Origin of the sequence: Streptomyces sp. ITFR-16 (assembly GCF_031844705.1) — a bacterium.
Lineage (GTDB): Bacteria > Actinomycetota > Actinomycetes > Streptomycetales > Streptomycetaceae > Streptomyces.
Map to the genome: position 1 here is coordinate 1,414,968 of NZ_CP134609.1, position 14,667 is coordinate 1,429,634.

The window sequence follows — 14,667 nt, forward strand, 5'->3', positions numbered from 1 at the left end:
TGCCACCGGGCGGGTTCAGACGGCGCGGATCGAGGTGGCCTCGTGGATCAGGGCCGAGCTCGTTGCCGGGCCGTGGCAGGTCAGGCGGCGGGGTGGGGCGCGGTGGGTCCGGACCTCGACGTCGTACGTCGTCGCGGGTGGCCGGTGGCCGGTGACGCGGATCTGCCAGTGGTCGCCGACGCGGGAGGTGGCGGTGACGGTGTAGGCGTGCCGGGCCGCCGGGCCGAAGCGGGCGAGCACGGCGGCGACGGCGGCCTGCTGGGCGGGGAAGAGGTCGGTGTATCCGCGCAGGTGTGCCGCGTGGATCCGGCCGGCCAGGTGCTCCTCGACCGCCGAGACGGCGGCGGGGGCGTCGAGGTTGCCGTAGTAGACGCCGTCGGGTGCGACGAGGACGTTGGCGGCGAACCGGTCGCCGCCGACGTGTGTGCACTCCCACACCAGGTCCGGCAGGCGCTCGGTCAGGGCGCGTGCGACGGGCCGGCCGCGCACGGCGCAGCAGGTGTCGTGGCGGCCGTGGGCGCAGACGAGGACGACGGGCGGCAGGCCGGTCTCGCCGGGGGCGCCGAGGGCCGCGGCGATCGCCGCCAGGTCCTCGTCCCGGCTCCAGGTGCCCCACTGCTGGCGGTGGGCGCCGGAGCCCTCGTACCGCAGTACGGCCCAGCGCCTGGGGCCCTCGTCCCGGCGGCCCGCGTGCCGTCTGATCAGGAGGATCCGGGCCCGCACCGCCTGGGCGGCGGCGAACACGCGTGCCTTGGTGGCGGGTTCGAGGGCGAGGCCGTCGAAGCCGTTGGCCGGCCAGCCGCCCCGGTGCTCCACGAGGACCCAGGCCAGGCCGTGCGGCGCCGTGCCCGCGAGCGGGTCGCCGCGCTCCCGGGCGGCGTCTGAGCAGAAGAAGCGGTCCGGCCCCGGCGGTCGGAGCCCCGGTCGCTCGGTCACCGCGACGTCGTCACCGCGCGGCGGGCACGAGTACGCCCGCGTGCAGCAGTCTCCGGACGAGGGGGACGCCGAGCTCCCCCGCGGTGCGCACCGTGCCGTCGAGCAGCCGGGTCACCGCCGGCAGATCGGTGTGCGGGAAGTCGAACCGGCCGATGCGCGTGATGAGGCGGGTGCCCTGCAGCCGTGCTTCCAGCGCCTCCCGGAGCCGTACCGTCGTCCCGGGGCCGAGGGCGTCGACCGCGGTGAGCTGGGCGAGCGGCCCGAGCGGGGCCGCGCGGCCCTGCCGTCGGCGTGCGCGGTGGAAGAGCGGGGCGGGGTCGGCCTGGGCGAGGGCGGCGGTGAGGCGCTCGCGCACCAGGCCGGTCTCGTCGCCCGGCCCGTCCGCGCCCAGGGGCAGCGTGCCGCGCATCAGGGGGTCGTCGCGCAGCGCCGTGAGGGCCGCTTCGACGAGCTGTTCGGCCAGCGCGTAGCGCGTCCAGCTGTGGATGCCGAGCGTCAGATGGATCGAGACGGCACCCTGCGCCTCGGCGGCGTGCAGCCAGCCCCGGGGCAGGTAGAGGACGTCGCCCGGTTGGAGCACGGTGTCGATGTACGGCTCGCCCCGGGCGGCCTCGGCCACGACGGAGCGGCGTTCGGTCCACGGCTCGTCGCGCAGCGGGTCGGGGCGCACGGGCCGGTGGACGATCCAGCGCTTGGTCCCCTCGATCTGGAGGACGAAGACGTCGTGGACGTCGTAGTGGTCGTCGAACCCCCGGTTCTGGGGCGGGGTGACGTAGGCATTGGCCTGGACCGGATGTCCCAGCTCCGTGCTCAGCGCGGTGCAGAGGTCCGCGACCGGGCCCCAGGTCCGCTGCAGTGCCTGCAGGACGAGCGTGGCGCCGTCGGCGAACTCGCGCCACAGGGCCGTGTCGTCGAGCTGGTCCGCGATGGTGGCGCCGGCGCCGGCGGACGAGGTGTAGGACGACTCGGTCAGCGTGGAGCCGTTCTTGGCGACGCGGAGGAAGGGCGTACGCAGTCCGCGCCGCGAGACCAGTTCGTCGACGGCGCCGGCGGAGAACAGGTCCGTGAAGTCACTGGCCCGGCGGGTGAGCAGCGCGGTGCGCGCCCAGACGTCGCGGGCGAATTCGTCCCGGCCCAGCCGGGTCAGGCGTGTCTCCAGGACCCCGGGGCCCGCCGTTGCGGCACCGGGGTCCCGTGACTCGGTCCGGGGCGCGCTCAAGAACCGGTGCCGGCCGCGTCCGCACCGCCGTCCGCGCCACCGTCATGGACGCCGGGCGTGCCCGCCGCGCCACCGTCCGCGGGCCCCTCCGCACCGCCGTCCGCGCCACCGTCATGGACGCCAGGGGTACCCGCCGCGCCACCGTCCGCAGGGCCCTCCGCACCCCCGTCGGCGCCACCGTCGGCGCCACCGTCCGCGCCGCCGTCGGCACCGCCGTCATGGACGCCGGGCGTGCCCGCCGCTCCGCCGTCCGCGGGGCCTTCCTGCTGGTTCGGGTCCTGCTCGGGGCTGGTCATGATTCCTCCCGCGCATCGAATGACTGGGGCCGGGCCCCATCCCGGGGCACCGCGACCAGCCTACCGCCGTGGGGGAAAAGTCTCGATTTGAGAGGCCATATCCCCCACGGCAGGCCGGGACTCCGGGACTCCGGGTGCCCGCGACGCGGTCGCCGGCTACCTCAGCCCGGAGTCCAGCGCGCCCAGCAGGGTGCCCTGCGGGGTGTCGCCCGACATCTCCCAGACCATGACGCCCAGCAGCCCCTTGTCCTTCACATAGGCGGTCTTCTTGCCGAGGGACCAGGTGTCGTCGAAGGACCACCACTGGTTCCCGGTGTAGCCGTACGTGGACACCGACTGCTCGTCGTGGTGGACCGCCATGCCCGGGTACGCGCCGATGAGGTTGGCGTAGCCCCGGGTGCCGGCCTCCTCCGCGAACTGGCCGGGGGCCGCGCCGCCCGCCGGCTGCCACTCGCCCGCCGCACCGCCGTCGGTGACGTTCTGCCAGCCCCTGCCGTAGAACGGGATGCCGAGGGTCAGCTTGCGGGGTTCGACGCCCGCGTCCGTGTACGCCTTGATGGCGGTGTCCGCGCTGAAGTGGAAGCCGTACGGGTCCTGGGCGTCGTTGTACAGGTTGGCCTGGTGTCCGGTGCGGTCCGGCTCCCAGGAGTTGTCGCTGCCCGAGCCGTGGAAGTCGTAGCCCTGGACGTTGGCGACGTCGAGGGAGTCGAAGACCTTGCCCAGGTCCCAGCCCTCGTCGATCTTCTGCGGGTCGGCGGGGGTGAAAGCGGTGAGCAGCCTGTGGCCGCCGCCGAGCGCGTCCAGTTGCCTGCGGAACTCCGCGAGCAGCAGGGTGAGGTTGTCCTTGTCGTCGGGCGAGTAGTGGTTGCCGGGGTGTCCGGTGCCGGTGCCCGGCCACTCCCAGTCGATGTCGAAGCCGTCAAAGATGCCGGCGGCGGTGCCGGGGCCGCCCGCGCCGCCGTACTCGGGCAGATTGCCCTTGATGTACATGTCGATGCAGGAGGAGACGAACTTCTTGCGGGCGGCGTCGGTGGCGGCGACGTCGGAGAAGTACTTCGAGTAGGTCCAGCCGCCGAGCGAGACCACGATCTTCAGGTCCGGGTGGAGCGCCTTCAGCTTCTTCAACTGGTTGAAGTTGCCGCGCAGTCTGCCCCAGCCGTCGTCCGCGACACCGTCGACGGACTGGGCGGCGCTGAACGGACGGGCGTAGTCGGCGTCCGCGTCCCCGGCGCCGGTCCCCTGCTCGGGGTCCTGCGGGTCGGCGGTGGTGCCCTTGGTGACCCCGTTCAGGCAGGTGAGGTTGGCGGGATCGATGTTGGCGAAGGCGTAGTTGACGATGTCGAGCTTGCCGGCGGCCCCGGAGTCGTGGAGGTTCTTCACGAAGTACTGGCGGCCGTAGATCCCCCACTGAACGAAGTAGCCGACCTTGGCGTACTTGCCGGCGCCGACGATGTCGTCGGTCTTCACCGTGAGGGCGTTGCCGGCCGGCGAGACGTTGTCGGCGGGGTCACGGGCCTTGACCGTGAAGGTGTACGAGGTCGAGGGCGACAGGCCTCCGATGGTCGCCTCGGTCGTGGTGCCGGAGACCGTGGTGGCCAGGGCGGCGCCCCGGTAGATGTCGTACGCGGCGATGCGCTGGTTGTCCGTGGATGCGGTCCAGGCCAGCGTGACGGACGAGGAGTCGACCGCGGTGGAGTGCAGGGCGCCGGGGGCGGTCGGCGCGGTGGTGTCGGTGGCCGGGTCGACCGTGGTGACGGTCAGCGGGGCGCTCTCGGCGGAGGTGTTGCCCCGGGTGTCCCGGGCCCGGACGGTGAAGGAGTAGGCGGTGGCCGGAGTCAGGCCGGTGACCGTGGCGGAGGTGGTCGCGGTGGCCGTGCCGAGCACCTTGCCCCCCGCCAGGATGTCGTACGAGGCCACAGGGAAGTCGCCCGCCGTCGCGGCCGTCCAGGAGAGCGAGGCGGTGCGGGCGGTGACGTCGGTCTGCTTCAGCCCGCCGGGCGCGCCCGGCGGCACGTCGGCGGAGCCGTCGCACTTGTCGCCGTTGATCCGGCAGCCAGTCGGCGCGGTGATCGGGCCGGTGGCGACGAACCAGAAGCTGTAGGGCTCGGTGCTGCCGTGGGCCGCGACCGTGCCGTTGTAGTGGGCGTTGACGGCGGTGACGTGCCTGCCCTGGGTGGTGATGGTGCCGTTGTACGAGGAGTCGAGGGTGACTCCGGCCGGCAGGTCGAACTCCAGGCTCCAGCCGGTAACGGCGGTGTCGGTGTCGTTGCGCAGGATGTAGGTGCCCTTCCACCAGGGGCCGTTGTCGGCGGAGGTGAAGGAGGCCGTCAGCTTGCCCGCCGCCGCGTGGGCGGGGGGCGTCTGGAGGGACAGCAAGGCGAGGAGAAGAGCGAGGACGCCGAGGAGCGCGGCCGGGGTTCTCCGTCTGAGGGACAGGTGCTCGAACATGGTTCTCCCTTGAGGCAGGGACCGGTGAGGCGGTCCTCGGGGAGGTGCGGGTGTCCTTCGTTCCATGGAGCACAGGGAAAAGTAATTGGTCTGGACCAAGTCGTCAAGAGGTACAGACCACTGGGACGGCCGGCCCTCAGGGCCGGTCGTCCCTCGGCCGCCGCACCTGGCCGAGATCCGTCGCCGAGAAGGCCCCCGGGTCCCGGTCGCTCGCCGGCGGGTAGACCGTCGCGTGCCTCAGGTACTGCTGGGCGGCGACCTCGATCACCTGCGGGAGGATCCGCTCGAACGCCTCCAGCGTCGGTACCCCCCGGGCCGCGGCGCGGCTGTAGGTCCGGCCCTGGCGCATCTTCACCGGCATCGTCCGCTCGAGCGTCTCCGCCAGCTCCGACGCCGCCGCTTCGTTCTGCGGGTCGTCCCGGTGCCAGGGCACGACCATCGACACCCATGGCCGGTCCTCCGCGTCGTACTCCGCGAGCCGCCGTCTGCGTCCCTCGTCCGCCAGGCCCCACCGGTCCACGAAGAGGATCTCCGGCGCGCTGGGCAGCCACTGCGGCTCCTGCCGCCGGGAGGCGTCGTCGAACGAGGCGATGACGGGCTGGTAGTTCAGGGCCCGGGCGATGTCCCCTGCCACCTGGGCCAGCGACCGCGCCGAGACCGGGTGGTACGGGTTCCAGTCCTGCGGGCTGTCCCCGTAGCACGCCGGGTCACGCCCCTCGGGCAGATCGTGGCGGGTGGGGGCGGCGACGGTGATCCGCATCGGACGGGGAACTCCCCCGCCGCCCGGCGCCCCGAAGGCGCTGGGGGCGTCGCGGTAGTCGACGGGGCTCCCCGGGGCGAGGGGCGTGGTGTCGGCGACCCGGACGATCCTCTTGGCCAGTTCGTAGCACGCCTGCTCGTACTCCTGCGCGAAGAGCCTGAGCTTGATCAGGCCGTACAGCCCGTCGCTGAGATAGCGTTCGCCGAGATCACCGTGGTTGTACTGCAGACGCTCGGCCGGGCCCGGGAGCTGACTGGGCGGCAGCGGCACCCAGAGCGCCGGGACGATCGCCGACTCGGACCGGTTCGTCCGCGTCCGGTGGTGAAGGGTACGCTGCTCGAACGCGTACCACTCCTTGCCGCACATCTCACTGGCGAAATAGCGCGGCGAGAACAGCGGGACGAAGACCCGGCTGGTCGCCAGCGCCTCGCCCAGCCGCTCCGACCAGCCCTCGCCGGACCGGATCTCACGGTCCATGAACCCGGCCGGGACGCCTGCCGGAAGGTCGGTCAGAGCCATCACATGACCGCACAGGTCCCGGAACAGCCGCTCGACCCACATGTCCGGGTCCGAGCCGCCGCCGTACCCCGGTGTGTGCGCGTAGCTGAGGAAGAAGTACGGAGCCGGGTCCCGGTCCCGCCCGGGAGCGCCGCGCGGCCTGGTCCGGGAAAACCCGCGAGGCGAGGGGGGACCCTCGTCGTCGGCCTCCCACGCGTCGGGCCCCTCCCGGTCGGGTGCCTCCTCGTCACCGGAGTCCGGCTCCACCGCCTCGACGGGCTCGGCCGGCTCCACCGCGATCCCCAGCGCCTGCAGCGCACCGGCCGACACCTCGGCGAACGGCTCCGGGTCCACCGGGACCGGCGCGGTCCGCGGCCGGCCCGCCGCGGCGGCCGGGACCCGCTTCGGCGAGGCGGAGTTGTCCACGATGTAGCGGTCGAGCGCGCTGTGCAGGCGCCGCGCGTCCAGCGCCCCCAGCCTGGGCCGCAGCTGCTCGCGCGCGCCCTCCCGGAACCGCAGCACCAGCGGGCCGCCCTCGCGCGCCGCGTCGGTCACCGTGACGAGACCGCCGACGACGAACTCGGCCACATCGGCGGACGACGCCTCGGGGACCAGACTGCGCCGGACGACCCCGAGCATGTCGATGCTCACCTGCGGATACAGGGAACACAGCACGGCCAGGCGCACCGCAGCCGGCGAGGCGCGGTGCAGGTAGGCGTCCGTCAGCGACCGTCCACCGGGCGGGAGATGCTCCTCCTGCGCCACCAGCTGTCCGACGAGATCCGGTACGGGCAGCAGCAGGGCCTCGCAGCCCGCGGGGTCGGACAGCATCAGGGTGCGGGCCCAGCCGCCGACGGCGTGCGGCGACAGCGAGGTCGCCGGAACCGGCAGCCAGTCGCGGTCGGCGGCCTCCGGGAACGCCTCGCCCATCAGAAGCGAGGTGACGAACCGCAGACGGGCGTTGTGCACCCCGGCCGTCCCGGGCGAGAGCACCCGGGCGGCGGGCAGGCTCATGCCCGTGTGCCGCCAGATCTTCGGCGGCAGCGGGTTCAGGAGCAAGGTGGGCATGGCGGCGGCCCAGGTCCGCAGCTGGTTCCACTGGGTGCCGTCGCGCCAGGCGGCCGACGCCCAGTCCGACAGGAGGAGCATCAGCCGGCGCGGCTGGGCCGACCGTCCGCCGCCCTCGGTGACGCGCTGGCCGAGCGGCCCGTGCAGCGCCGGGAGTCCGGACCCGTCCGCGTAGAGGTCCCGGACCCGCAGGGTGCGGAAGACTCCGCTGCGGGCGAGTACGCGCACCAGTTCGTCGGCGGTGTCGGCCCAGACCCGCATGGTGGGTGAGCGGTCGACGACCACGGTCGCGTCGAACCAGCGCTCCGGTTCCTCGGAGAAGACCGGGGTGAGTTCGCCGCCGCGCACGTAGTCGGCGACCGTCGCGGCGATGTCCAGCCGCTGTCTGCGGCCGCGCCGCCAGGGGCGTTTGAGCGGCTTCAGCGCGCGGGCCAGTTCCCGGCTGCGGGGCAGCGCGCCGCTGCGGGGCAGGGAGACCCCCGTACCGCCCGGGGTACGGGTGCCCGACTCCCACGGGGTGTGCAGCGGGCTGCGCCGCGCCGCCGCGCCCGGACGGGGCTGCTGTCCGGGGGCCGGTGGCTGCGGCGGCGGCTCCGGGGCGGCCGGTGCGGTGTCCTCGGCCGCCGTCCCCCGGCCCGAGGACGGACCGTTCTCCCGCGAGGCCAGCCAGAGGATCTCGGCGATGGACACGGCGTCGAGGTCCCGGTCCAGACCGAGCAGCGTGTCGACGACGGCCCCCAGCCCGTCGGCCCGGCCGGCCACCGGCCCTCCCGGCACGGGCCGTTCGGGCACCGGCCGGTCAGGCACCGGACAGGTTCTTCATCAGCAGCGTGATCAGCTTGCCGCGCTCGGCCGCCTCGGGCACCGCCGCCCCGTCCAGCAGATGCAGGGTGCTGAGCAGCTGGTCGATCGCGACGTGCTCGCCGTCGCCGACGCGTCGTACGAAGTCGTCGACGAGGTCCGCGAGCGGGCCGGTCTCGGGGACGTCGAGAGCCAGATGCCCGCGCACGACCTCGCGGACGAGCGCCGCCGTGGGGCGCGGCATCGTGTAGCGCAGACAGCGGCGCAGGAACGGCGCGGGCAGCTCCTGCTCCCCGTTGCTGGTCATGACGATGAACGGGAACTCCGTGCACTGGACGTGCCCGTCCCGTACGGGGTACTTCCCGTCCCCGCCGGACATGCGCAGATGGGCCAGCTTCTGCCCCTCGCGGCGCAGCTCCTCGATGCGGAACGTGCCGCGCTCCAGCACGTCGAGGAGATCGCCGGGCAGATCGAGGTCGGCCTTGTCGATCTCGTCGATGAGCAGCGCGCGCGGCCGGTCGGACGGCAGCAGGGCCGTGCCCAGGGGGCCGAGCGTCATGAACGCCGCGATGTCGTCCGTACCGGCTCCGCTCTCGCCGGCCCGCGCCTTCTCCTGCTGCAGACGGTGGGCGTGGATCCGGCCGAGGGCGTCGTAGTGGTAGAGCGCGTCCCCGAGGGTGCTGCGCGAGGTCACGTGCCAGCGCAGCACCGGACCCAGGGCGAGTTCCTGGGCCACCTGCTCGATCACCGTGGACTTGCCCGTGCCCGGACTGCCGGTGATCAGCAGGGGCCTGCGCAGCGCGAGGGCGGCGTTGACCGCGTCCACGAGCCCCTCCGGGGGCTGGAACACCTCGGCGGACGTGGTGCGGGGGAAGGTGCGCCACGGCGGCGGGGCCGGCAGCTCGGTGTCCTGCCGCACCACTCCGTCGCCCCGGTAGTACGGATTCCAGGTCATGAGGCTTCCTTGATCGTGTCGTGGACCTTGATCGTGTCGTGGACCTTGGTCGTGTCGTGGACAGGGGGGACGGTGCTCCTGACGAGTCGGCAGAACTTCAGCCACTCCCGGTCGTCCCACACGGCGCGCAGATCGGCAAGGTCGCCCGCGTGCTCGCCGCGCCACCGGCGCTGGTAGGCGTGGCCGAGCCCCTCCGGCATGGTCAGCCACTGGGGCTCCAGGCAGCCGTGCCGGTCGGCGGGGAACCCCGCCGCCCCCTGCGGCCACAGCAGCACCGGGGTGTAGGACAGCAGGATCTCCATCAGCTGGTCGTCGAGGCCGGTGCGGTGGGTCAGCCCGATGCCCCGCCGGTAGCGTCCGTCGCGCAGCCGGCCCTGGAGCGGGGGCCGGTCGGCCGTGTCGGCGTGCTCCAGCCAGTCGACGGGTACCCCGGAGCAGGCGGCGATCTCCTCCCACCGCTCGCTGACCGCGCCCTGGATCCGCCGCAGCAGCGGATCGGGGGCGAGGCGCCGGCTCCAGTGCACCACCACGTCGTACTGCACGCCGAAGCGCAGGCTCTCCCCCGCCTCCTCGGGCCGCCACTCCAGCAGGACACCGCTCGGCGCGGCGACGTCGAGCCACCGCAGCCGGCGGCCCAGGGCCTCCGCGTGGTCCTCGGCCCAGACGGCCGCCGCCTCGATCGCGGCCTCGGCCCCGCGCCGGTCCGCGGTGGGGCAGGCGAAGTCGCGGCGGTCCAGCAGTTCGCCGTCCTGGAGCAGCCAGGCGCCGACGGTCTCGGGCCAGCCGCCGGTGAGCGAGGAGTCGAGGCTGACGGCCAGCCTCAGCTGCCGGTCCTCCCGGTCGTCGAGCGCCTTGGTCACCGCGTCGTTCAGCTCCTGCTGCGCGTGCACCGTCCGCGCCCAGGCGTGCAGTTCGGGGGCGCCGGGGTCCTTGCCGCAGGCGAGCACGAGGCGGACGACGAACGCGGCGACCGAGGAGCGGCAGCCCTGCCGGGACATCGGGAAGTCGACGACGAGCCGGTCCAGGATCGCCACGTCGGTGAACTCGGGCATGGGCGCGGACAGGGTGCGCTGTTCCGCCGCCAGCAGGGCGCGCAGGGCCTGGCGCAGCCGGGCGGTGGTCAGCTCGCCGCCGAGCCGGTCGCGGAGGAAGGCGACGGTGCGCGCCGCGATGAGCAGGCCGTCCACGGCGACGATCGCCCGGTCGCGGGCCGGGGACCGCGGGAGGCCCTTGAGAGCGGCGAGCGCTTCGAGACCTGAGGGCACGTCGTGCGGGGCGGGCGGCGCGGGGCTCTCGGCGGTGGCGAGCGCCGCGTAGGCCTCGCCGGTCTCCTCGCGGACCAGCCGGCCGAGGAGACCGCCGGGGTCGGTGTCCTGGTCGCGGCGGTTGCGGGTGACCCAGACGGGCTCCGTCGCGAAGGGGTCGCCGTCGTGCTGGCTGACCGTCACGTTCTGCCCGACGACGGCGCCGCGCAGCGCCCGGTGCACGTCGTCCACCCCCAGCAGCGGCCCCGCTCCCGGTAAGCCCTCCCGGATCAGACCGGCGAGCGCCCGGGAGAAGGAGAGGTCGACGGCGGGCTGGGTGAGCGAGGAGGCCATGAGCACGGCGAGCCGGCTGCGCCCGTTGCCCGCGCCGGCCGTCAGGTCCTGTCCCGGGGGCAGCGCGCCGGCCGCGTGGCAGGTGTCGACGATGCCGAGCACGCTGGGGATGTCGAGCCGGTTGGCGGCGGCCGCGAGGAGTTCGCCCACGTTGACGGCGCTCTCGGTCTGGTCCTCCGCGGAGTCGGCGCCCATCAGGTACAGCGTGTTCGTCGTCCCGGGCACGAATCCGTGTCCCAGCAGGGCGAGGACGAGCGAGGCGCGCCGGTCGGCCGCGTGCCGGATCGCCTCCCGGATCAGGGTGCGGATCCACTCGCTGGTCAGCCCCTCGTCGGCGTACAGGGAGCGGCCGTCGGGGAGGGCCGGGTCGCAGCCGCCCAGTTCCGCGTGGCCCAGGGCGGCGTGGAGCGCGGAGGCCGCCTCGTCGAGCCGGGTGAGGCGCGGCATCGACGCGCACTGCGGCGCCAGGACCAGCAGATGGCGGCGGGGCCCGTGGGTCATGAGCCGGACCGGTGCTCTGGCGCCGTCAGCGCTTCCGCGACGGGGCCGGCGACGGCCGCCTGGGCGAGGTATTTCGCGGCGGAGTGGACCCAGACCCCGTCCGCGTCGGTGCGGCGGCTGCGGGGCAGCACCCCCGACGTGTTGGGGGCGATGTCGCGTTCGAGCCGGGGCCGTGCGGCGATGATGTCGTCCTTGTCCCAGAAGTTCAGCCACCGCTCCACGTGCTCGGGTGTGCTCGGCGGCTGCGGACGGAGCCGGGGCCGGACGACCGTGCGCATCGAGAGCGGTGAGCCGAGCGTGACCAGCAGCGGGGTGCGGACCGTGCGCGCGTGCAGGGCCTCCAGGGCGACGACGGTCCCCAGGGAGTGGGCGACCACCACGGCGGGGGTGTCCCCCAGCGCGGTGTGCAGGCGCCGGCGGATCCGGGTGTCCAGGGTCAGCCCCGACGCGTCGCTCTCCCCGCGCGCCAGATAGCGGGCGACCTGGGCGAGGTCCCTGACCATCAGCTTGGGGGCGGCCCAGCCCGCGACGGGCCCCCACGGGCGGAGCGCCATGAGGGTGGTGGCCACGTTCAGGGCGCGGCGGACGGCCGAGAGGGCTCCCTGGGCCTGGTCCGCCGGTGCGGCCTCCGCGCGGGCGTGGTCCAGGACCCTTTCCCGGTGCCGCCGGACGTCGTCGCGGGGTTCGCCGCCACCGGCGTTCTCCTCGGCGAGTGCGGACACCAGGCCGGTGAGCAGTTCGGCGAGGATGCCGTCCGCCGCGCCGTCGCCGCCGGGCTCCGGTCCGCCCTGCGCCTCGGGGTCGGCGAAGAGATCGGCGTAGTTGGCGAAGGAACAGATGCCCGCGTCGCCGGCGGTGAGCCGGGCGGCGAGTCCGGAGTGACCGGCGGCCCGCATCCCGTCCGCCAACGCGCCTGTCCACTCGGCCAGTTCACCTACGGTGTCCCGAAGTCCGCCGATGCCGTGCACGAACACAAGTCGCGCCACCATGCGCGCCCTCCCCCGTGGTCCCTGGCCGACGAGGCTACCAATCAGCGGGTTCCCGGGGGAGCCGAAGCGGCAGGAGGGTCACTCCCCGAGCACGACCGTGCGCTGCGCCGAGAAGTCGCCCCACTTGCCGTCCGGGAGCTTGGCGCGGAGCTTGACGGAGTAGCGGGTGCCGCGCGGTTCGGCGACGGTGAGCCGGTAACTCGCCCGGCCTGCGGGGGGTGTGCCGCCCCAGACGATGGTGGTGGTCAGCCGGCCGTTCAGGTAGAGCTGGTAGGCGGGTATCTCGCCGCCGGTCTCGGGCTGCTTCCAGTCCAGGTCGACGGCGTACTCCCGGCCCTCCTCGGCCGTGGTGATCCGCAGGTCGCTCGGCGCCGTGCTCGCGGGGGCGCCGGGCGCGGAGGCGGTGGTGAGGTCCAGGGCGTTGCTGTCGGGCGAGGAGGTGTTCGCCGCGTCGCGGGCGCGGACGGTGAAGGTGTAGATCGTGCCGGGGCGCAGGCCGGTGATCCGCGCGGTGGTCCGGGTGCCGGGCACGCTGTGGATACGGGAGTCCTCCTGGTAGATGTCGTACGCGGTGACGCCGATGTCGTCCGTGGAGCCGCCCCAGGACAGGGTGGCGGCCCGGCTGCCGTCGGCCTTGCCGCGCAGCTTCACCGGCCGGGTGGGGGGTTCGTGGTCGGCGGGGGTGGGGGCGGGCGTGGTGACGGAGGCGGCGGCGCTCGGTGCGGAGAGGTTCCCGGCGGCGTCGCGGGCGCGGACGGTGAAGGTGTAGGCGGTCGAGGCGGTCAGCCCGTCGATGTCGATCATCACCCGGCTCGCCGGGACCGACTTGACCTTCTTGCCCGCGCGGTAGATCTCGTACCCGGTGACGGCCGTGTCGTCGGTGGCCGCCTCCCACATGACGTGCGCGGAGGTCGCGCTGCTCGCCTGCGCGGTCACCCCGTGCGGGACGGTCGGTTTCCTGGTGTCCGCCGCCTCGGCCTCGGAGCCGCAGGCGGTCAGGGTGGCGAGGAGCAGGGCGGCGGAGCAGGCCAACGCGGCAGGTGCGTGGGGGCGTTGCACGGTCTTGCCTTCCGTCCGACAGCAATGGTCCAGACCTGTATCGCACGGGGTGGGGGTCATGGACAAGGGGACGGAGCGGAACCTTCCGCAATGTGCCGGTGTGCGCCCGGCCCGTGTCGGCGACCGATGAGTCCGGGGCGTCCGGGGAGTCTCACCTGTATGGACACGCAGACGAACACCGCGCCCGGTTCCGGGCCCCGCCTCGACCTGGAACCGGCCGCCCGCCAGATCGCCGGTCAGCTGGACGCCATCGACGACGGCCTGCTCACCGCGCCGACCCCCTGCCCCGATGTCACGGTGGGGGCCCTGCTCGCCCATGTCGGCGGGCTGGCGGTGGCCTTCCGGGACGCCGCGCGCAAGGACCTGGGCCCGACGACCGACTCCGCCCCCTCGGTGGAGTCCGGTGTCCTGGAGGACGGCTGGCGCGACGCACTGCCGGTGGCGCTGGACGAGCTGGTGGCGGCCTGGCGCTCCCCCGACGCCTGGCAGGGCATGACCCGGGCGGGCAGCGTGGACCTGCCGGGCGAGGTGGCGGGCATGGTCGCGCTCAATGAGCTGGTGCTGCACGGCTGGGACCTGGCGAGGGCGACGGGGCAGCCGTACCGCGCCGAGGAGGCGCATCTGCACACCTCGCTGGCGCTGCTGGCCGACCTGGGCGACAACCCGCCGCCGGCCTCCCCCTTCGGCCCGCCGGTCGCGGTCCCGGACGACGCGCCGCTGGTGGACCGGGCGGTCGCCCGCAGCGGCCGGCGCCCCGACTGGCGGCCGGCCGGCTGAACGGAGGCCCGCACCCCGACCGGCCGGGCACGTGAGCCGGGCACCGGGGCCTGACACCCAGGCCCGGCACCCGGCTCAGCTGGTGAAGAACTCCGTGATCTGCTGGGCGACCTGATCGGCGTGGACCTGGTGCACCCGGTGGCCGCCGCCGAGGGTGATCAGATGGCAGTCCGGGATCAGCGAGGCCATGTCCTGGAGCCGGGCCTGCGGCATGGTGCTCGCCGGTCCGCCGGCGAGCACCAGGGTCGGGGCGACGATCTCACCCAGCCCGTCCGCCCAGGCCGGGTCGGGGTCGGCGATCTGCGTGCGTACGGCGGCGAGCACGGCCTCGTCGTAGTCGACCGGCCCCTCGGGCGGGACATCGGGGCCGGCCGCGCCGGGGAACGGCGGCGGGGTCTCCACCAGCACCAGCCGCTCCACCCGGTCCGCGTGCTCCTGGGCGAGCAGGTGGGCGACGACGCCGCCCATGCCGTGGCCGACCAGGCCGACCCGGCCGAGTTCGCAGGCGTCCAGGAAGCCGAGGACGTCGTCGCGCATCAGCTCGAAGTCGTACTCGTCGGGCCAGTCGCTCTCGCCGTGGCCGCGCAGGTCCAGCGCGTAGACCCGCCATTCCTGACCGAGCAGACTCCCGGCCGCCTCCCAGCTCCCGGCGCGGTCACCGAGGCCGTGCAGCAGCACGACGGGCGAGCCGAACGGGTCGCCCCAGGTCCGGTACGCCAGCCGCACATCGCCGACATCCACAACAGACTGATCATCCATACC

The 14,667-nt window shown here is 74.1% G+C and carries 11 protein-coding genes; 1 reads left to right on the forward strand and 10 read right to left on the reverse strand.

Going from position 1 to position 14,667, the window contains the following annotated elements; all coding sequences use genetic code 11:
- Positions 1-15: 15 nt before the first annotated feature.
- The 9 genes from RLT58_RS06275 to RLT58_RS06315 all read right to left on the reverse strand — a co-directional run bounded on the left by RLT58_RS06275 (position 16) and on the right by RLT58_RS06315 (position 13,101).
- Positions 16-936 (reverse strand): ferredoxin family protein, encoded by a 921-nt coding sequence (locus tag RLT58_RS06275; RefSeq protein WP_311309392.1) that lies wholly within the window; start codon positions 934-936, stop codon positions 16-18.
- A gap of 10 nt (positions 937-946) precedes the next feature.
- Positions 947-2,155 carry a cupin domain-containing protein gene (locus RLT58_RS06280; RefSeq protein WP_311309393.1) on the reverse strand — a complete coding sequence of 403 codons (1,209 nt, stop codon included), beginning with the start codon at positions 2,153-2,155 and terminating at the stop codon, positions 947-949.
- Entirely contained in the window at positions 2,152-2,451 is a 300-nt protein-coding gene (locus tag RLT58_RS06285; protein ID WP_311309394.1) for a BatC protein, read from the reverse strand. The genes RLT58_RS06280 and RLT58_RS06285 overlap by 4 nt, the downstream gene beginning before the upstream one ends.
- A 156-nt stretch (positions 2,452-2,607) precedes the next feature.
- Positions 2,608-4,899 (reverse strand): glycosyl hydrolase family 18 protein, encoded by a 2,292-nt coding sequence (locus RLT58_RS06290; RefSeq protein WP_311309395.1) that lies wholly within the window; start codon positions 4,897-4,899, stop codon positions 2,608-2,610.
- A 136-nt stretch (positions 4,900-5,035) separates the two neighbouring features.
- Positions 5,036-8,032, reverse strand: a complete 2,997-nt coding sequence (locus RLT58_RS06295; protein WP_311309396.1) for a TIR-like protein FxsC — start codon at positions 8,030-8,032, stop codon at positions 5,036-5,038.
- Complete coding sequence (locus RLT58_RS06300) at positions 8,025-8,981, reverse strand: AAA family ATPase (protein ID WP_311309397.1); 957 nt, start codon at positions 8,979-8,981, stop codon at positions 8,025-8,027. Before RLT58_RS06300 ends, RLT58_RS06295 begins: the two co-directional genes overlap by 8 nt.
- A complete protein-coding gene (locus RLT58_RS06305) occupies positions 8,978-11,080 on the reverse strand; it encodes a vWA-MoxR associated conflict system protein (protein WP_311309398.1) in 2,103 nt (700 codons plus the stop codon). Before RLT58_RS06305 ends, RLT58_RS06300 begins: the two co-directional genes overlap by 4 nt.
- Complete coding sequence (locus RLT58_RS06310) at positions 11,077-12,069, reverse strand: hypothetical protein (RefSeq protein WP_311309399.1); 993 nt, start codon at positions 12,067-12,069, stop codon at positions 11,077-11,079. Before RLT58_RS06310 ends, RLT58_RS06305 begins: the two co-directional genes overlap by 4 nt.
- A gap of 78 nt (positions 12,070-12,147) precedes the next feature.
- On the reverse strand, positions 12,148-13,101 hold the full coding sequence (locus tag RLT58_RS06315; RefSeq protein ID WP_399131835.1) for a fibronectin type III domain-containing protein: 954 nt from the start codon (positions 13,099-13,101) through the stop codon (positions 12,148-12,150).
- A gap of 186 nt (positions 13,102-13,287) precedes the next feature.
- On the opposite strand from RLT58_RS06315, the gene RLT58_RS06320 reads away from it, so the two are divergent.
- Positions 13,288-13,905: a TIGR03086 family metal-binding protein gene (locus RLT58_RS06320; RefSeq protein WP_311309401.1), complete on the forward strand. Its 618-nt coding sequence runs from the start codon at positions 13,288-13,290 to the stop codon at positions 13,903-13,905.
- A 75-nt stretch (positions 13,906-13,980) separates the two neighbouring features.
- Here the strand turns inward: RLT58_RS06320 and RLT58_RS06325 are convergent, their stop codons facing one another.
- On the reverse strand, positions 13,981-14,664 hold the full coding sequence (locus RLT58_RS06325; protein ID WP_311309402.1) for an alpha/beta fold hydrolase: 684 nt from the start codon (positions 14,662-14,664) through the stop codon (positions 13,981-13,983).
- Positions 14,665-14,667 lie beyond the last annotated feature (3 nt).